We start from the raw sequence: 17990 nt of genomic DNA, 5'->3' as shown, positions 1-17990 counted from the left end.
AGCGGTGCTATTTAAAATAAATTAAATATCCATTAGCTTAGCTAAATTTGCTTTAGCATCTGCTAAAAGCTTTTCTGTAAGGGCTTGTGCTTTTTCGCTATTACCGGTGGCAATAGCATCAAATACTTCTCGGTGAAACGGAATAGAAGCATGATTACTTTGTGCACTTTGGTTTGTTACTTTAATACTCACAAGCAACGCTGAAAAAATAACGCATTCCATCGAAATAAATAGCTCATTATGAGAAGCGCGTAAAATAGCGCCATGAAAATGTGCATCAGCAATAACAAACTTATCTAAATCGCTTACCGAGCTTTGCATTTCATTTAATGCATCTTCAATGGCTTTAATATCTTCAGGCTCTGCGCGAAGCGCTGCAACACTGGCTGCTTTGGGCTCAAATGCTAAACGAAATTCCATTAATTGAGTTAAAAACTCAGGATTAAGTGGGGCGCTTAAATGCCAAGCAAGAACATCATCGTCAAGCAACGCCCAGTTATCACGGGTTTTTACACGAGTGCCAATACCTCTGCGTACATCTAAAAGCCCTTTACCAACAAGAATTTTTACTGCATCACGAACAACAACTCGACTTACTTGAAAACGTTCAGCTAAACGGTTTTCATCATCAATCAGTGTGCCAGGAGTATATGTGCCAGCAACAATTCTACGGCCTAATTCTTTAGCTACCTGTAAAGGTAAGCTAGGTGACATGGCGCTGCTGCGTCTTAGATCATAGTATGTTAATTCGCTCATAGTATCTTAGTGTCCGTATTATTTATTTATACGTACTATTTATATGAATTTGCGACAATAAACAATGGCTATTTGTTATTTACTGTTGCAGAAAGACGAAAACTGGCATCTTTTAGGAGTTTTTCGGTGAGGAATTCGGCTTTGTCGCCATCTTTTGCAGCAATGGCTTCGTACACTTCACGATGAAATGGAATAGACGCACCGTTATCGCGGGGGTCTTTATTTGTTACTTTAATACTAACTAAAAGTGCAGAATAAATAACGCCTTCCATTGAAGCTAAAAAGCTATTTTGCGCTGCTTTTATAATGGCCTTATGAAATAAAGAATCAGCAATAATAAAATCTTCTGCGCTATTATCTGTTTTAGCCATGCGCTCGCATGCGGCTGCAATTTCAATTAAATCCTCAGGGCGCGCACGCTCAGCTGCCCAACGTGCTGCTTTTGGCTCAAACGCTAGTCGCACGTCCATTAATTGTTCTAAAAATTTACGATTAGGTGGTGCTGATAAATGCCATGCTAATACGTCATCGTCTAGCATATTCCATCTATCACGAGGTAGTACACGCGTACCAATACCTCTGCGTACATCAAGGAGGCCTTTGCTTACTAAGATTTTTACCGCGTCGCGTACTACTACACGGCTTACTTGGTAGCGTTTAGCGAGTGCATCTTCATCATCAATTAAACTGCCGGCTTCAAATGATCCAGACACAATGCGTCTGCCAATTTCTTTAGCCACTTGAACAGAAAGGCTCGCCGCCATTCCTGATGTTTGTTTTAGGTCGTAATATATAAGTTCGCTCATATTTTTAATATAAACATACTATGTTTGGTTGGTCAATGTAAATGTGTACAAAATAGAGGGGGTTGCAACTAATTTTAATCGCTGTTTATATGTTTAAACGTTATCTAGTAGGAATATGATAAAGATCGCTGATGAGCGATCTTTATAGCAATTTGGGCTACTTCAATAAAGCGTTAAAACTTAGCGCGTAAACCAATTCGGTAACGCGGACCAGTATATTGGGTATTAATAACGCGCTCTTTTACATCGGCATACTGATAGGTACGTTCATCAGTTATATTTATTGCCTCGCCTGTTAGCGTAAAGTTATCGTTAACCGCATATGCCATGCTAAAGTCTAGCTGACCATAAGCTGCAGTATGTTCTGGTAATCCACCACTGCGTATACCAGCTCGGCTACTTAAAAAGTCATCTCGCCAGTTGTAGGCTAAACGCCCTTGAAATGCACCTTTGTCGTAGTAGGCAACAATGTTATAAGAGTTTTCGGCAAACCCCTCTAATTTATCACCTGGGTCGGTGACACCTGGAAGCTCTATTTTTTGTGTGTTTTTATTTGTTGTATCGGCCCATGTATAGTTTGCTTGTACACCTAAGCCATTTAAAAAACTCGGTAAATAATCCATATTATGTTGTACAGCAAGTTCTACTCCAGTAATTGAGCCACCAGATTGGTTTTGTTTAGTATTAATAGTTTCGTTTACATTGCCGTATCCACCAATACTTACTGATGAATCAACGTATTGCGACCCATCCCAAATATCAGGCGTATTATCTAAATAAGTTATTTGTGCAATTGTGCTAGATATATCCTTTTTGAAAAAGTTAACCGCGTAAGAATCGCCGCTATCACTATAATATTCAAAAGATAAATCGTATTGATTAGCCTTATAGGGTGCTAAATAAGGATTGCCACCTGTTTGAGAAAAGCTACCTGCTTGCATATCGGTATACGTTGTTTGTACGCCAATGTCGTCAATGGCGGGGCGCGACATAACTTTAGCCGCTGCGGCTCTTACCAATAAGTTATCATTTAAATTAATACTAAAATTAGCGCTAGGTAGCCAGTTAGTGTAACTATTTTTGGCTTTAAGGCTTCCTGAGCCTGTGTAATCAACAACTAATAAAGGTTGGCCATTATCAAGCTCGCCCGTATAACCTAGGCGCCTTTTACCGTAACCACTTGAGCTTGTATCTGTTTTTACGTAACGGACTCCCACATTACCGCGCCAATCGTAATCATTAACTAAACCACTAAAATTAAACTGACTGTAAGCACTTATTTTCTCTTCGGTGACGCTTGATGATGCGATTTCGTTATATTGCTCGTTTGGCCAATTTGGGTTTTTGGTCATATCACGAATAGCGCTATGGTATTTATTTATATCAGCAAACAAGAAAGTACGCGGGAAATTTCCCAGCTCACTACTTAAAAAATCTGAATAGGGACTTACCGAAAAGATGCCATCAGGCATGTCTCTAAGTTCGCCACAAAGATCGGCATCTGGTGCCACTAAACCACAGTTATCTTCATGGAATGTTTCAAAGCGATCTCTTACTTTTTCACGGTCTGAATACGCAATACCAAAGTCGATTGAATCTAAGGTTAGGCTTTCAGCGAACTCTAAGTCGAGTAGGTATTTCCCTTTTGTTTGTAGCTCCGTAATCGTGTCTTCTAATTCGTAATGTGAAACTTGATTCCAATGTGCTCTCACGCTTGTCGGCGAAGCGTAATCAATGGTTGTGTCTAAATTAACGGTATCAGTGTTTCTAAAGTCAAAATTTAAACTGTCGTTTCGCTCCGGTGAAATATAATTAGGAACTAATAAGTCGCTACGCGGCGTAGATTTTGATGTTGAATAGCTTATATCAAACTCAAGCGTTAATACATCAAACTCTTTTACAGAATTAAATCCAAATGCCTGTGTTTTTGATTTTGACTCCAGCTCTTGAAATAAACCATCAATTCTAAAATCAACATTTTCACCGGTTCCGCCCAGTGTTCTTCCCGAAAACTTAGTGCCTGATAAAATTGTACCGTTGTCTGACACGACCACATTTCGCCAATTAGGATATTGTAAACCGGCTTGTAAACCCTGAGTTTGAGTTTCTACCGAGAGGTCGGTATACATGTAATCAAATGTATTGGTAAAACTTGAATCTGGTGCCCACTGAAAACTGGTATTAATACCAATACGTTCGCGATGCTCTTGTCCTAATGCGTACTCAATTCGACCTGCATGGCGAAGCATGCTCGGCGTCACCACATTTCCATCTAAATTATGAATGTCGCCTTCAATAACACCTGGCTCATTATTGAGTAATAGCCAGCGAGTTGTACCCATTGAGTCGTATCGGTTATCACTTTTTTGTTGCGAAAGAGCAATATTAAAACCGAATGTTTCATCAGCAAATGTATTGCTAAATAATGCAGAGTATTCAGGGCTTGTTTCGCCAGAAAGCTTACTGTATTTAGCGTTTATAGAGCCCAGCACATGCAATCCAGGATTATCTAAAGGGCGTGCTGTTTTAACGTTAACATAAGCACCAATACTGCCTTCAGGCGTTTTAGCGGTGGGAGACTTAACTACATCAGCACCCGATATTAGCTCTGCTGCTAATACTTGAAAATCAAATGAGCGACCAATTTCAGAGGTTGCTAATGTACGTCCGTTTAAAGTAACAACGTTAAATTCTGGGCCGAAACCACGAACGGTTATTTTTGAGCCCTCACCATTTACACGGTCAATTGAAACACCTGGAATACGCTGCAAGGATTCGGCAACGTTTTGATCTGGAAACTTACCAATATCTTCAGCAACAATACTATCTTGAACACTATCACTGTAACGTTTTAATGATGACGCAGCCTCGAGACTTGAACGCACGCCAGTCACTACAATCACTTCTGTATCGTCATTGTCTTTAGTTGGTACAGAAACATCTGAAGCCTGTGCGTACGAATAACTTGATAGTGAAGTTAATATAGCAAGTACTAGTTTCTTTTTATTGTGCATTGTAATTCTCCTTATTGTTATAGATAGAGATCAGTGTATAAATAGTAAAACCGTAGCCATACATTTAATTAATCTAAACATCATATGTTTGTGCGTCAAGTAAAGAATCTCTTTAGCTTTTTCTGGGTATGACAATTAAGTAGGTATTTACAAATATTTAAATCAAATGCTTTGCAGTTAACGCTTCGATTACAATTTATTTCTGGTTTATTTGTTGTATTTATATAAACATACTATGTATTGTTTTTGGGTATAAGGTAAAAGGGTGTGATAGACAATCTGCTGACGTGGGGTGTATTTTTGCGCTGTATAGTTCCGATGTTAGTCGCAACTGTTTTTTTTACTGCGTTTGTGTACTTTTCTATAGAGCGACGCCGCTTTGGTTCGTCGTATAACTACTTCGCTGTATTTTTTGTAACATTTATTTTTTATTTATGCGGCCCTGCTTTTAATATTCTCCCTATTGAGTATGCCAAGCCATTTATCCAATTAGGACGAACTATTTTATTTTTTTGGTTAGGTTTACCTTCTTTGTTAATTGCACTTTTTAGATTTTCGGATGTTAAATTACCTAAACCAGTCACGTATTTTAGTTACAGCTTTGGGTTGGCTTTTTCAGTGTGTTTTTTAGTTTTAACGGAGTTAGCACACCCTAAAATTAACGTACTTGAAGGTTTTGGGATAAAAATAACTCCCATTGATTGGCTTAAACTAACTCATATTTACTATTTCCAGGTCGTCACCTTTATTGTTTTGTTAATTATCCCATGTAGCTATCTATTGCTGCATACGCATAAATCACAAAACAAAGGTTATATATATAGCGCTATAAGTTTAGGTGTTATCGCGGTTTTAGGCAGTATGGCGGAGCACTGGGTTACGTACTATTCAGGCACCAGTCTATGTGGATTAATTTGGTTAGGTACAATGCTTAAAGATGTACAAACAGCAAATCACGCTGTTGAAACTAAAAGTAACCCTATTACTTCTTCGCAAATAGCTGCTTCTAAAAATAACCAAATACTTAGTTCTACTCCTGAAACTAATAAAATTAGTTTTAGCAGGCAATTAAATCCGCTAACTCTAGAGCTTTCTGAGAGTACATTGCACCAGCAAGATAATAGCCAGTGTAATAGTAATAAGACAAAGCAGACTCACATTAATAGCTACGTCGTAAAGAAAGCGCTTTTGTATATAGAAAACAATTACTTCAAAGATATAAATATAGACACGGTTGCTCTTTCTGTTGGTGTAAGCCGCTCATGTCTTGTTAAGCAATTCAAGTTAGCAACTAACGAGACAATCAATAATAAAATTATTGAAGTAAGAATAGAGCAAGCTAAAAAAGTACTACTAAAAAAGTCTGTTACAGAAACAGCTTACGAAGTAGGCTTTAATAACTCAAACTATTTTGCTACGGTTTTTAAAAAACGAACAAACTGTACCCCTAAGCAATTTAAAAGTACTTTTACCCGCTAAAACTACAACTAAATAACGAATAAAAGCCATTTTTAGAGAACAATAAAACCATTTCTTGAGGTTTGGTGTTGTATATCAATATTAAATATACCGACCCGCTAAGTTTACTTTTAATTATTAGCAGGTATGAGAGTTAAGTTTACAGCTGTGGAAGCATATCTGTGAAATTCAATATATTAAATATAACACTGTAACTATTGCTGGTTCTGACTCAGCTTACACAAACAATTAATGGATATAAAATGAAACCTATAAATTTAGTAACCTTCCCTTTATCAGCATTAAGTCTGCTTATATTAAGTTCAGCATCTCAGGCGGCTGATATACAACCACCTATTGCTAAACCCGGCGAGACGTGGATTTTGCAAGCTAAGCGCTCTGATGAGTTTGACGTAAAAGATGCTACAAAGTGGAACTTTCAAACCGAAAATTATGGTGTATGGTCGTGGAAAAATCAAAATGCGACAGTATCTAACGGAAAACTAAAATTGACTACTAAGCGAGAGTCTCATCAACGTACATTTTGGGATGGCTGTAATCAACAGCAAATTGCTAATTATCCACTTTATTATACATCGGGTGTTGCAAAATCAAGAGCTACGGGTAACTACGGTTATTACGAAGCACGCATTAAAGGGGCGAGTACATTTCCTGGTGTATCACCTGCATTTTGGATGTATAGCACAATTGACCGTTCTTTAACGCAAGAAGGGGATGTTCAATATAGTGAAATAGATGTAGTAGAGCTTACTCAAAAAAGGGCAGTTAGGGAGTCTGATCATGATTTACATAATATTGTGGTAAAAAATGGTAAACCAACATGGATGCGTCCAGGGTCTTTTCCTCAGACAAATCACAATGGATACCACCTACCTTTCGATCCACGTAATGATTTCCACACCTATGGTGTAAATGTAACTAAAGACAAGATCACTTGGTACGTAGATGGTGAAGTTGTGGGTGAAAAGGACAATTTATACTGGCACCGTCAAATGAATCTAACATTGTCTCAAGGTTTACGCGCGCCACATACTCAGTGGAAATGTAACCAATTTTACCCATCAGATAATAAGTCGGCAGCAGGTTTCCCAACATCAATGGAGGTTGATTATGTAAGAACTTGGGTAAAGGTTGGCAATAACAATTCGGATCCAAGCGAAGGTCAATCATGTCCTAACACCTTTGTCGCTGTTAACAATGTGCAAGTAAGCGCACCAAAACAAACGCTACGAAACGGCCAATCTACAACGCTATTAAGTACAGTACTACCAAATTGTGCAACCAACAAAAAAGTCATTTATTCATCAAGCAATAAAAACGTGGCAACTGTGAATAGTGCTGGAGTTGTAAAAGCTAAAAATAAAGGCATAGCCACGATTACGGCTAAAACTAAGAATAAAGGTAAAACAGATAAATTAATCATAACGGTGAATTAAGCTAACTAAAGCTAGCCTCAAAGGATTGAGGCATTTTACTTGTAGGACCTCAGGCTTCTACTTCTTTGGAGTGGGTATGAAAAAATTAAATTTACACGGCAAGTGGGTTATTGGTATTAGTTTACTCATCATCATCAGTTGTTATGTTTACTTAATAAAAACAAACGATAATGGGCAGATTTACAAAGAAACCCCTGTACAAATGGACATCGAAATAAAAGATACAAAGCAATCAAAAATAGCAATTAATCCTATTACTGCACGTGCAATAGACTTTGAAATAGAACAGCCAACATATACGACCATGCTTAATAAAGCATTGTTAATAAAAGACACAGAATTACGTATAAAAACCATAAGCAATCATTTACTTAATTGGGCCAAAGAAGCGCCATATGAATGTGTCTATTGGCTGGATGATCAATATAAAACTCCGGAACAAACTTTATACATAAGCAAAGTAATACACTTTTTAATTGCAGAGAATTTACCGGTAGCTGGAAACATTGTTTCAAACTTTGAAGCACTTCACTCTGATCTAAGTATTGTAGACGACTACTTAAGTACCCAAGTAGCAGTATCACCCTATGAAGGACTTGAATGGTTGAATAGTTTAAATAATAACGAAGTTAAACAAGAGGCAGAATTAAGGCTTTTACAAAATTGGGCTGTATTAGACCCAACACAATTATTAAATTACCTTGAGGTACACACTGAGATACCAGCTAACAAACGTATTATTATTCAGCACCAATTAGCGCAAGTATTCATCGAAAAAAACTCACAGCAAATACAGGATGAGTTTTACAGTTACCCTTCATTATTTCAACCTAACCTAGCTTATTCTGTAATTAGCCAATGGCCAGAACACAAGCTAAGTGATGCTCGGGAGTGGATATATATGTTAGAAGGGGAGCAATCGAAGTTTTACGCTATAAAAAGCTATATTGACTATACCGGATCTTCCAGCGTAAACGTGAACGAATTAATTGAACAAATCCGTAGCCCTACATTACGCGCGCGTTTGCTTGAAAGATTACAATAAAGTTGAAAGAAAAGGTGTCTCAAATGTAAAGGTAGTATGTTTTTAAGTGTGTTCAATGTATTATTTAACGCTATAACATAATCTTTTACGTTATTACTAGATAGCGTACAACCTAAAGGCAATTAAATGGAAAAATCAGAAAAGTTTAGGCATATAGCAGCACACTTATTAAGTAAAAGAGAGAGTGGTAATGGTGCATCAGATTTCCCTGAAGGTTTAACGCTTGACTCGATTGAAGACGTTTTAGCCATTCAAAAATTAATGATAAAGCTAAATGATGAGACCGTTTACGGTTGGAAATGTATGCTTCCATCGGATGATGGCACGATTACCCTCGCGCCGCTTTTACATGCACCTGTTAAATCTATGGGGCGTTGTGCTCTTTTTACAAAAAATAATAAAGCGCTCATTGAGCCAGAAATTGCATTTGTGTTAAACAAAGACCTAGCAAGCTATGGAGAATATAAAGATGAGGAAATAGATAATGCTATCGGTAGCGCCCATTTAGCGTTGGAGCTTATTCAAAACAGATTTCCAGTGGGTTATCAAGCAACACACTATGAAAAACTGGCAGATGGATTATCTAATCAAGGTGTTTATTTAGGCCCTAAAGTAGATGTTAAAAAAGCATACGAGAGCAGTGATATACATATTACTGTTAAGCAAGGCGATAGGAAGTCAAACCATGTTGGTAAACACCCAGCTCACTTGCCACAGGAGCCACTTTATTGGGCTATAAATTTCTTAGCGGCTAATGGCTTTGAATTAAAAACAGATCAAATTTTCATTACCGGTTCTTATAACGGCGTGATGGAGTTAGATATAAATGAGATAACGTCAATTAAATATGAAGGTTTAGGCGAGTTTAAAGTCGAATTTGTTTCTAATAATTAGAGCAAACGTTAAAGCAGAACACAATGTGTAGTACTTTTTCTTTTGGGGGTTTTATTGCTTTGAATTGGTACGACTGAGTGGATTCGAACCACCGACCCCTACCATGTCAAGGTAGTGCTCTAACCAACTGAGCTACAGTCGTACAATTTTTTGATGAACCAAGTTTTTACTTAAATGTTGGTACGACTGAGTGGATTCGAACCACTGACTCTTGGAGCGGGTGATCAAGAGTAGGTAGTGCTTTTTCCTTCAGATGTACTTTTATTTAACTTAAATGTTGGTACGACTGAGTGGATTCGAACCACCGACCCCTACCATGTCAAGGTAGTGCTCTAACCAACTGAGCTACAGTCGTATTACTGTTTAAGTAAGTTGTTAATTACTTAACAACGGCGGCTAATATATAGCGTGGCGGGTGGTGAATCAAGCAAGTTTGTTATTTTTGAGTTTATTTGCCGTTTTTTTATTCATATTGGGCTTATTTCACACGTTTTATAAAATTTTTGCCACCAAACTACATGATCTACTGCTGAGCCTTTTAATTGATTTAGTAAATTGTTGGGTGAGTTTTCGTCTATTAAATAATTAATTTGCTTAACCGTTATATTTTCTTCAAACCAAAGTCGGTTGTAAAGTGGTTGTAATACTTCAAGGTATCCGGTCAGTTGTGCTTGGTATGGCTGAATTTGTTTTAAATAATATTTTTGAAATACATTACTTATTATTTTAGCTTCTTTTTTATTTTTACCCGTAGGGCAAAGATCGCCGAAGCTTATTGTTTTTACAAACTGTGTTGCGCTGTTATTGAGTGCTATTTGTTGCCTAGCGGATTGAATAAGCGCTTGGCTAAATCTGTATTTGTTGAGTTGCTCTAATGCATTAAACAGGCTGTCAGTATTAACTTGACTAAATTGCTGAGATTTTATCTGTTTTTTTATAGTAACAAGTTGAGTAAGCGCCTCTACAGTGTCGCTATACCCTGCAGGTTGCATTGAAAGCTCGTTTGATGTGAGTAACCAAGTACGGTTGAGCTCAGGCTCTTTAAATAGCATGGTATTAAAGTAGTGCATTAAGTGTGCTTGCTTTTGATTTTTTGCGTCACTTATTTTGCTATAAATAGCGGTATTGTCATCAAGTGTATTTAAGCAATTATCAGCGCTTTGAATGAAATTTATTTGGTACTTTAGTTGGCTCGCCGCAGTTGCTGTTTTGCCAAGTTGATTATTGTGATCGCTTATAAGTACATTAAGCCTACAGCGGGTAAGTCCAGCAAGTTCAACTATGCTTAGGGTAATTTTGCTTTCGCTGAGCACTGACGGTCTTGTTAGTTTTAATTGCTCAAGCACTACCGGTGTAATGGGTGAGGTGTTAAGTGTGTCACTTAAACGCGTTATGTAGGTATTATTTATTGAGCTAGGTGCTTTACTGCAACTAGTTAGAGTAAAAACGCTCACTAGCAGCAATATAACGACTGGTAGTGAGCGCTTTATTAATTTACTCGGTAATGAATGGTTCACGTTTAAAGCGCTTATTTACTGTGAGTATCAACAATACGGCGGCAACGGTTAGCCCGACTATTATTCCGACCCAAAAACCGTGTGGCCCCATTGCTGGCACTATTATGTCTGTTCTTGCCAATACGTAACCTAAGCTAAAGCCGATTAACCAATACGATATAAAGGTTATATAGGAAATAGGTGCTGTGTATTTTAAACCCCGTAATACACCGTTTGCGGCTACTTGCAGAGCATCAGGTAGTTGATAAACACAGGCTAAAATCATAATTGAGGTAGCAAGGGCAATTACTTCGGGACTATCTGTGTACAACTGGCTAATTAAATCACGACCTGTAAATGTAATAAGTGCTAAAAACAGTGCGATAACAATCGCTAAAATATAACTGGTCGATACGGCGATCCTTAATTGCTTTAAATGATTTTGACCATATAGATTACCAATACGGATACTAATAGCGATAGAAAGGCTTAGCGGCATCATAAACAATAATGTAGTTACACTGGCTGCTATTTGATGACCTGATACAGCTACAGCGCCTAAATGCGCTATAAATAAAGGAATACAGGCAAATAAGGTTACTTCAAAAAAGGTGGCTAATGAAATTGGAATACCTAATTTTGTAATCGTTGCAATGGTGGCTAGGTTAGGTTTTTCAAATGGAGTAAGTAGGCCTTTAGCGTCTACTTTTTTACTTAGTTGGCAGTAAGTCACTTGTGCAATTGCCATAACAGTTAAAACAATTGCTGTTGCAATACCACAACCCGCGCCGCCGTAGGCAGGTAAACCAAACAAACCATTTATAAAAATATAATTTACCGGAATATTCACAGCTAAACCCAGCAAGCTTATGTAAAAAGCGGGTTTAGTCATGCCCATGCCTTCGGTCATGTTTCTATAAGTGGTAAAAATTAAAAAGCCGAATACACCCCATTTAACAAAATGAATGTAGTCAAAAGCGAGGCTTGCAATTGCTGGGCTGGTATCGAGCCTTAATATAATTATGTCGGCTAGATAAGTGATACCGAACCCTATAGCACTCAATAGTACGGTTAAATAAAGGGCTTGTTGAAAATAATGGCTAATACCTTTTTTGTCATTCGCACCTGCGCACTGAGCAATGATACCGGTGAGCGCTAATAAAATGCCTTGTAATGCAAGTAACAAAGGATTCCAAATACCTGTGGCAATAGACAGTGCCGCTAAATCTGTAGGACTTACTTGACCGGCCATAATAGTGTCGACCACCGACATTAAAACAAGGGTAACTTGAGCTAAAAAAACAGGAAGAGCAAGAGAGAGTAAGCGTTTAGCTTCCCAATTACAAAAGGTCATAAAAACAGCTATTTAATAAAACAGAACGCAATTGTAGTCTATTGTGTTTCAAATAAAAATCTCAGTTGTGAATGATTTTATTAGTTGATACGTTAAACTATCACTTTGTAATAATTTTAAGTGATTTTATGTTTACAGGAATAGTGCAAACGCAAGCAACAGTGGTTTCTAAAACTCAAACAGCCGGCGTTCTACGTTTAGTTATATCGGTAAGTGATGAATATGTAAAACACCTAGATTTAGGCGCAAGTATAGCTATTAACGGGTGTTGTTTAACTGTTGTGCAAGTTGAACTAAGTAACCATGATGTGGTGGCGCAAGTACATTTTGATGTGATTGACGAAACCCTAAAGCTAACTAATTTAGGGTTGCTTGAGCTAGGCAGCTTAGTTAATTACGAGCGCTCAGTTACGTTTGGTACTGAATTGGGTGGGCATATAGTGTCTGGGCATATTCATTGTACGTCACAAATCTCTCAAATTGTGAAGCTTGAGAATAACTGTAAAATTCAATTAAGCTTACCAAAAGAGTGGAAAAAGTATGTGTTATATAAAGGCTTTGTTGCTATAAATGGCGCAAGCTTAACCGTGGGTGAAATTGACGAACAAGGATTTTGGTTACACCTTATTCCCGAAACGCTCGCTATTACAAACATTGGTGCAGCACAAGTAGGTGATAAGCTAAATATTGAAGTAGATCAGCAAACTTATACTATTGTAAACACGGTAGAAAATTACTTACGCCATCAGGTTTAAATTAAAATATTTGTTCGTCGTCGCTGTCTACGTGTAGCTCTAATTTATTGTTAGCATAGTCTATATGCATGTTTAAATGAATTGGGTTACAGCAGGCTGCACAGTCTTCTATATAATCTTGATCGCCCATACTTGCATCTAAGTCTAAATGAATGTGGTGTCCGCAATGTGGGCAGGCGATTCGTTGTGACAAAAAGTCTTTCATAATCACTCCAGTTATAAATAATTAAGTGGTTGCAAATAACTCTAGCAAAAACTTAATGGATCAAAGCTGAACTCCTTACTTTACTAAATATAGTCGGTCTGGAGGATTGTGACACTTATTTTACATTGGTTGCTGTGAGCATTTCTATATGTTGTTTTGCTTCAGTGAGATAGTGTCCAGCAAAAATGTTAGCGTGATTTAAAATTGGGTATAATTGATAAATCAATTTTCGTTTTTGATAGTTTTGCGAAAGCGGATATTGCTGATTGTAGGCAGTATAAAAATTTTCAGGGAGCGGGGCAAACAACTCGCTCATCGCAATATCAACTTCCCGATCACCATAATAACAAGCTGGATTAAATACGGTTGGAAGCATATTGATAAACCCCATGTTTCCGCGCCAAAAATCACCGTGCAGCAATGATGGCTCTACCTGATGGCTATGGAGTTGTTCTTTTATCGTATTTATTAAGCGTTCGGGTTCAACAAAGTTAATGCCTTTTTCAGCGAGTAACTGTAATTGCCAGCCGATACGTTCTTCGGCATAAAATACGTCCCATTTTTTATGCCAGCGGTTAGGTTGTATGGTTGTAGCTAAATAATTGTCTACATCAAAACCAAACATAGCCTGTTCATGTATGGAGTGCATTTTAGCCAAGTTTTTACCCATAGCAGACCACGTATCATGAGGTTGTTTATCAAGTACTAGCCATTCTAAAACGATAAACGAAAATTCTATGTTTGCACCTGTTACAATGCAATCGGGCACCATAAATACACTATTTTGTGCTAAAAGTTCTAAACCGATAGCTTCACTTTCAAAACGTTCCAGTTCATTTTTTAATGCTACTTTTACCAAGTAGTTTTGTGTACCGTTACTTAAATGAAATAGTTTATCGGAGCTGGAACTTTGTAGTTGGCGTTTGTGGGTGTGTTTAAAATCATAATGAATAGCTTGGCTGATGTGCTCGTTTACTGTTTTCCACATAACAATTGCTCACCTTTTAAACAGATAGTTAAACTATGGCAAAAAGGAATTAATTTAACAATCTAAACGTTGTAAAATTAACGGCTATATTGCATAAAACTACATTTACTGTAATGGAGTAATAATGAACAAAAGTTTAATAACCAATTCGCTAGCAGGTTTATGTGTTGTTGTAGGTTTTGTGTTTAACCAAGCAATTGTGCTATCTGTTGGTTTATTTGCACTTTCTGGCGCGGTAACTAATTTATTGGCTATTCATATGTTATTCGAAAAGGTTCCGTTTTTATATGGCTCAGGCGTTATAGCACTTAAATTTGAAAGTTTTAAAGTGGCCATAAGAAACTTAATATTAACGGAGTTTTTTTCAGAGCAAAAAATTAATAATTTACTAAATAAAGCACAGCCAAATATCGACTTTGAGCCAATAATTAGCAATGTTGATTTAAACCCTGCTTTTGACAATTTGTTAGAAGTAATAGAGCAATCTCAGTTTGGCAGTATGATAGGAATGTTTGGCGGTACAGCGGCAATAGAGCCAATGCGTGAAAAGTTTATTGAAAAAATGCAACTGTCGCTTGGTGAGATCTCTCAAACTGACGATTTTAAAGCATTAGTAACCCAAACACTTTCACAAGGTAACAGCGCAGAGAGTTTATATAAAACGGTACTTAAATTAGTGGATGAGCGCTTAGATGAGCTTACCCCTAAAATGGTGAAAGAGATTATTCAAACTATGATCCGCGAGCATCTAGGCTGGCTTGTTGTGTGGGGCGGTGTGTTTGGTGGTTTATTTGGCTTAATAGCGGTGATTATCTAACTTAAAATGAATTAAGCAAGTGGTTTAACAGCCTGCTTAATTGCTTTTTAGCTGCCATTTATTTAGGGCTTGTAATAATAGTTACTGTAGGCATGTTTACTTTGGCTAAATCTTTAATTGATGTGCGTGTTGTCGCTTCAATATTTAGATAATTAGCGCTTTTATTTAAATTATAGAGTGATACAAACTCTGTTATTGGTAAGTTATTACATTGCAGTTTGTTGATGGCGGCTTTACTGGTACGTAAATCACGCAGTGTTGCACGCAATTTATAGGCTTTATTAGACGCAACAGCCATACAAGCCTGTGTATCTGGGCTTGTATCTGCAGCAACAAATTTTGCTGCTAAAGTTGGTGTTGTAATAAGTGCCGCGCTTAATACTAAGCCGGTATATAAAGTTGCTTTTAATATGTTCATAATTTATTCCTCATTATTTGCGGGTGCAGGGTAAGTATTAAACGAATTGAATAAAAAAGCTGTTAACCAAATGCAACAAGCTGTAAGCAAGTATGTGATTAATACACACTTATAATTAGATGTATGAATTAATAGCAATTTAAGTATGTTTTTTGACACACTTATATAAATTTTTTTATTACAGCTGATTTATTTTTTCAGGCTGTTATTATCGCCCCCATAATTTAGTCGTGTTTTTTTAGGAGCAACGGTGAGCAAAACGTTAGCCAGTTATTATCAGCAAGCATACGCTTGCGATCAGCAGCATTTTAACCAGTGTTTTTATTGTGGTTGTGAAGCAACAGAGCGCGATCATTGTCCGCCACTGCATATGCTACAAAGTATTGTTGATTTAGGTGAAGAGGCTGACTTTATCTCTATCCCTGCGTGTTATGAGTGTCATGCACTTTTACATAACGAAAGACTGATGACGATTGATGAGCGTTTTACCAAGCTTAAAAAAAAGCTCTCAAATAAATATGCTAAACCACTGCGCGTTTATAACATGTGGGAAGAAAGCGAACTTGGTGACATGAGCGACGAGTTTGCCCATAGTATTCAAGCGGGTATGAAATTAGGAAAAGAAGCCGCTGAGCGTTTAGCCTTTACGGGTTTTAGCTACGCCACAGAAGATGCCAAAGTAGCAGTGCGTGAAAAAACGAAAGAGTTTGATGTAGAGGGCATGATATTTACCGACTTTAAAGAAGCGCTAAATTACTGCATTAATGATTTAAACGTACAAAAAAGTGACTTTTATAAAATTTTGGTTGAAGACTATCAAGGTGATTTTAATAAAGCATTGAGCCAGTATCGTCACCGTCATGACAAAGTAACTGCAGCTAAAGACGGTAATACACTTATTAAAGATTTTTCAAAGCTACATAAGCAAAACTCTGATTTTGTAACGCGTACGGTAAAGCACTTTATAAGCAAAGACCCCTCGCTTACCACCGAAGGTGCGCTTGAAAAGTTGTATAACAATTATATAAAGAAATAATTACAGATATTCATCTTAATTAACTGCGTTTTCACCTGTTTTTTTGGCTTTATTCCTTAGCTTTCGCTAAAGTAGCAAAAAAACAGGAGATCCAAACAACATGCAAAAATTTGCACCTTCTTTATTAGCAGTGGGCTTAGCTGCTGCACTTGTAGGTTGCCAAGAAAACGGCCCGCAAGACGATAAAATAACAATTAACAAAAACCCTTACCCAAGTACTTACCAGCCAGTTTCTACATCTAGCACATTAATTACCAATGCCACCGTTTTAACAGGTACTGGTGAGCGTTTAGATGAAACAGATGTATTACTTGTTGACGGCAAAGTACAACAAGTCGGTAAAGACTTAACAGCCACTGCTGATATTACAATTGATGCACAAGGCAAATGGGTAACACCGGGTATTATTGACGTACATTCACATTTAGGCGCATACCCAAGCCCGTCGGTTGAGTCGCATCAAGATGGTAACGAAATGACCAGCCCTAACACTGCAGAAGTGTGGGTTGAGCATTCTGTCTGGCCACAAGATCCAGGCTTTAACCGCGCCCGCGAAGGCGGCATTACTTCTCTGCAAATTTTACCAGGCTCAGCTAACTTATTTGGTGGTCGCGGTGTTACGCTTAAAAATGTACCTGCACACACTATGCAAGGCATGAAATTTCCAGAGGCGCCGTATGGTTTAAAAATGGCGTGTGGTGAAAACCCTAAACGTGTTTATGGTCGCAAAGGCGTGCTGCCTTCAACTCGTATGGGTAATATGGCTGGTTACCGTATGGCATGGGCTGAAGCTGCTGAATACAAACGTGCATGGGATAAGTACGATGCCGATTACGCGGCAGGTTTAAACCCAGAAGCACCAGTACGTGATATTAAACACGATACGCTACGCGGTGTGCTTGAAGGCGAAGTGATGATTCATAATCATTGTTATAAAGCTGAAGAAATGGCAATGATGATTGACCTGTCAAAAGAATTTGGTTATCACGCGGGTACTTTTCATCACGGTGTAGAAGCATATAAAATTGCTGACTTACTTGCGCAAAATGGTTCGTGTGCTGCACTTTGGCCAGACTGGTGGGGCTTTAAAATGGAAGCCTACGACATGGTACAAGAAAACGTGGCTATTGTTGATGCGGTTAAAAACTCGTGTGCAGTTGTTCACTCAGATTCAGATACTACTATTCAGCGTTTAAACCAAGAAGCGGGCAAGGTTATGTACCGCGCAAACGAAAATGGTTTTGATATTTCTGAGCAACACGCTATTAAATGGATCACGTCTAACGCTGCTAAATCGTTAGGTATTGATGACAAAACAGGTTCACTAGAAGCCGGTAAGCAGGGCGATGTTGTTATTTGGAATCAAAGCCCATTTAGTGTTTATGCTAAAGCTGAACAAGTGTTTGTTGATGGTGCAAAAGTTTACGATAGAAACGACAGCGCGTATCAAGCAGTAAGTGATTTTATGTTAGGTCAACAATAAGGAGCACC

16 protein-coding genes and 2 tRNA genes are annotated in these 17990 nt (G+C 37.8%); 8 read left to right on the top strand and 10 right to left on the bottom strand.

Features of this window, described 5'->3' with window-relative positions; all coding sequences use genetic code 11:
* Positions 1-21 precede the first annotated feature (21 nt).
* From NRL14_RS18605 to NRL14_RS18595, 3 genes are all read right to left on the bottom strand, one after another.
* Positions 22-756, bottom strand: coding sequence for a FadR/GntR family transcriptional regulator (locus tag NRL14_RS18605; protein ID WP_188085509.1), 735 nt, complete (start codon positions 754-756; stop codon positions 22-24).
* A gap of 68 nt (positions 757-824) precedes the next feature.
* Positions 825-1562, bottom strand: coding sequence for a FadR/GntR family transcriptional regulator (locus NRL14_RS18600; RefSeq protein ID WP_149605834.1), 738 nt, complete (start codon positions 1560-1562; stop codon positions 825-827).
* Positions 1563-1735: 173 nt separating this feature from the next.
* A complete protein-coding gene (locus tag NRL14_RS18595; protein WP_149605835.1) occupies positions 1736-4576 on the bottom strand; it encodes a TonB-dependent receptor in 2841 nt (946 codons plus the stop codon).
* 267 nt (positions 4577-4843) lie between these two features.
* On the opposite strand from NRL14_RS18595, the gene NRL14_RS18590 reads away from it, so the two are divergent.
* The 4 genes from NRL14_RS18590 (at position 4844) to NRL14_RS18575 (ending at position 9430) form a co-directional block, all read left to right on the top strand.
* Complete coding sequence (locus NRL14_RS18590; RefSeq protein WP_149605836.1) at positions 4844-6055, top strand: helix-turn-helix domain-containing protein; 1212 nt, start codon at positions 4844-4846, stop codon at positions 6053-6055.
* Positions 6056-6297: 242 nt separating this feature from the next.
* Positions 6298-7491 (top strand): family 16 glycosylhydrolase, encoded by a 1194-nt coding sequence (locus tag NRL14_RS18585; RefSeq protein WP_306725333.1) that lies wholly within the window; start codon positions 6298-6300, stop codon positions 7489-7491.
* Positions 7492-7567: 76 nt separating this feature from the next.
* Entirely contained in the window at positions 7568-8536 is a 969-nt protein-coding gene (locus tag NRL14_RS18580) for a hypothetical protein (RefSeq protein ID WP_149605838.1), read from the top strand.
* A 126-nt stretch (positions 8537-8662) separates the two neighbouring features.
* The gene (locus tag NRL14_RS18575; protein WP_149605839.1) at positions 8663-9430 is read left to right on the top strand and encodes a 2-keto-4-pentenoate hydratase; all 768 of its coding nucleotides are present in this window, start codon (positions 8663-8665) and stop codon (positions 9428-9430) included.
* A 65-nt stretch (positions 9431-9495) separates the two neighbouring features.
* Here the strand turns inward: NRL14_RS18575 and NRL14_RS18570 are convergent.
* The 4 genes from NRL14_RS18570 to NRL14_RS18555 form a co-directional block, all read right to left on the bottom strand.
* Positions 9496-9572: transfer RNA gene (locus NRL14_RS18570), tRNA-Val, on the bottom strand.
* Positions 9573-9708: 136 nt separating this feature from the next.
* Positions 9709-9785 (bottom strand) — tRNA-Val (locus NRL14_RS18565).
* A gap of 112 nt (positions 9786-9897) precedes the next feature.
* Positions 9898-10947, bottom strand: a complete 1050-nt coding sequence (locus NRL14_RS18560) for a DUF3080 family protein (protein WP_306725332.1) — start codon at positions 10945-10947, stop codon at positions 9898-9900.
* Entirely contained in the window at positions 10925-12280 is a 1356-nt protein-coding gene (locus NRL14_RS18555) for an MATE family efflux transporter (protein ID WP_149605841.1), read from the bottom strand. Before NRL14_RS18555 ends, NRL14_RS18560 begins: the two co-directional genes overlap by 23 nt.
* Positions 12281-12408: 128 nt before the next feature.
* On the opposite strand from NRL14_RS18555, the gene NRL14_RS18550 reads away from it, so the two are divergent.
* A complete protein-coding gene (locus NRL14_RS18550) occupies positions 12409-13035 on the top strand; it encodes a riboflavin synthase (RefSeq protein WP_033015721.1) in 627 nt (208 codons plus the stop codon).
* 1 nt (position 13036) lies between these two features.
* Here NRL14_RS18550 and NRL14_RS18545 read toward each other — a convergent pair whose 3' ends face one another.
* Together NRL14_RS18545 and NRL14_RS18540 are read right to left on the bottom strand one after the other, a co-directional pair.
* Positions 13037-13240: a CPXCG motif-containing cysteine-rich protein gene (locus NRL14_RS18545; protein ID WP_007375655.1), complete on the bottom strand. Its 204-nt coding sequence runs from the start codon at positions 13238-13240 to the stop codon at positions 13037-13039.
* 115 nt (positions 13241-13355) lie between these two features.
* A complete protein-coding gene (locus NRL14_RS18540; RefSeq protein ID WP_096793241.1) occupies positions 13356-14228 on the bottom strand; it encodes a fructosamine kinase family protein in 873 nt (290 codons plus the stop codon).
* 124 nt (positions 14229-14352) lie between these two features.
* Here NRL14_RS18540 and NRL14_RS18535 point away from each other — a divergent pair, with 124 nt between their 5' ends.
* Entirely contained in the window at positions 14353-15045 is a 693-nt protein-coding gene (locus tag NRL14_RS18535; protein WP_149605842.1) for a DUF445 domain-containing protein, read from the top strand.
* Between the two features lie 58 nt (positions 15046-15103).
* On the opposite strand, the gene NRL14_RS18530 is transcribed toward NRL14_RS18535, so the two are convergent.
* Positions 15104-15463, bottom strand: coding sequence for a DUF3718 domain-containing protein (locus NRL14_RS18530; protein WP_149605843.1), 360 nt, complete (start codon positions 15461-15463; stop codon positions 15104-15106).
* 250 nt (positions 15464-15713) lie between these two features.
* On the opposite strand from NRL14_RS18530, the gene NRL14_RS18525 reads away from it, so the two are divergent.
* Positions 15714-16499, top strand: coding sequence for a hypothetical protein (locus tag NRL14_RS18525; protein WP_002962505.1), 786 nt, complete (start codon positions 15714-15716; stop codon positions 16497-16499).
* A 100-nt stretch (positions 16500-16599) separates the two neighbouring features.
* Entirely contained in the window at positions 16600-17982 is a 1383-nt protein-coding gene (locus NRL14_RS18520) for an amidohydrolase (RefSeq protein WP_008136198.1), read from the top strand.
* Positions 17983-17990: the final 8 nt, after the last annotated feature.

This window comes from Pseudoalteromonas sp. 20-92, assembly GCF_030847595.1.
Classification (GTDB): Bacteria; Pseudomonadota; Gammaproteobacteria; order Enterobacterales; family Alteromonadaceae; genus Pseudoalteromonas; species Pseudoalteromonas fuliginea.
Note: the sequence above shows the minus strand (reverse complement) of the source record. Positions and strands in the feature narration are given on the sequence as shown.

What these genes read in the sequence shown, in the direction of transcription:
- NRL14_RS18540 (WP_096793241.1), bottom strand. Translation starts at nt 14,228, where the DNA reads ATGTGGAAAACAGTAAACGAGCACATCAGCCAAGCTATTCATTATGAT.
- NRL14_RS18585 (WP_306725333.1), top strand. Translation starts at nt 6,298, where the DNA reads ATGAAACCTATAAATTTAGTAACCTTCCCTTTATCAGCATTAAGTCTG.
- NRL14_RS18595 (WP_149605835.1), bottom strand. Translation starts at nt 4,576, where the DNA reads ATGCACAATAAAAAGAAACTAGTACTTGCTATATTAACTTCACTATCA.
- NRL14_RS18600 (WP_149605834.1), bottom strand. Translation starts at nt 1,562, where the DNA reads ATGAGCGAACTTATATATTACGACCTAAAACAAACATCAGGAATGGCG.
- NRL14_RS18550 (WP_033015721.1), top strand. Translation starts at nt 12,409, where the DNA reads ATGTTTACAGGAATAGTGCAAACGCAAGCAACAGTGGTTTCTAAAACT.
- NRL14_RS18520 (WP_008136198.1), top strand. Translation starts at nt 16,600, where the DNA reads ATGCAAAAATTTGCACCTTCTTTATTAGCAGTGGGCTTAGCTGCTGCA.
- NRL14_RS18530 (WP_149605843.1), bottom strand. Translation starts at nt 15,463, where the DNA reads ATGAACATATTAAAAGCAACTTTATATACCGGCTTAGTATTAAGCGCG.
- NRL14_RS18535 (WP_149605842.1), top strand. Translation starts at nt 14,353, where the DNA reads ATGAACAAAAGTTTAATAACCAATTCGCTAGCAGGTTTATGTGTTGTT.
- NRL14_RS18545 (WP_007375655.1), bottom strand. Translation starts at nt 13,240, where the DNA reads ATGAAAGACTTTTTGTCACAACGAATCGCCTGCCCACATTGCGGACAC.
- NRL14_RS18575 (WP_149605839.1), top strand. Translation starts at nt 8,663, where the DNA reads ATGGAAAAATCAGAAAAGTTTAGGCATATAGCAGCACACTTATTAAGT.
- NRL14_RS18605 (WP_188085509.1), bottom strand. Translation starts at nt 756, where the DNA reads ATGAGCGAATTAACATACTATGATCTAAGACGCAGCAGCGCCATGTCA.
- NRL14_RS18580 (WP_149605838.1), top strand. Translation starts at nt 7,568, where the DNA reads ATGAAAAAATTAAATTTACACGGCAAGTGGGTTATTGGTATTAGTTTA.
- NRL14_RS18555 (WP_149605841.1), bottom strand. Translation starts at nt 12,280, where the DNA reads ATGACCTTTTGTAATTGGGAAGCTAAACGCTTACTCTCTCTTGCTCTT.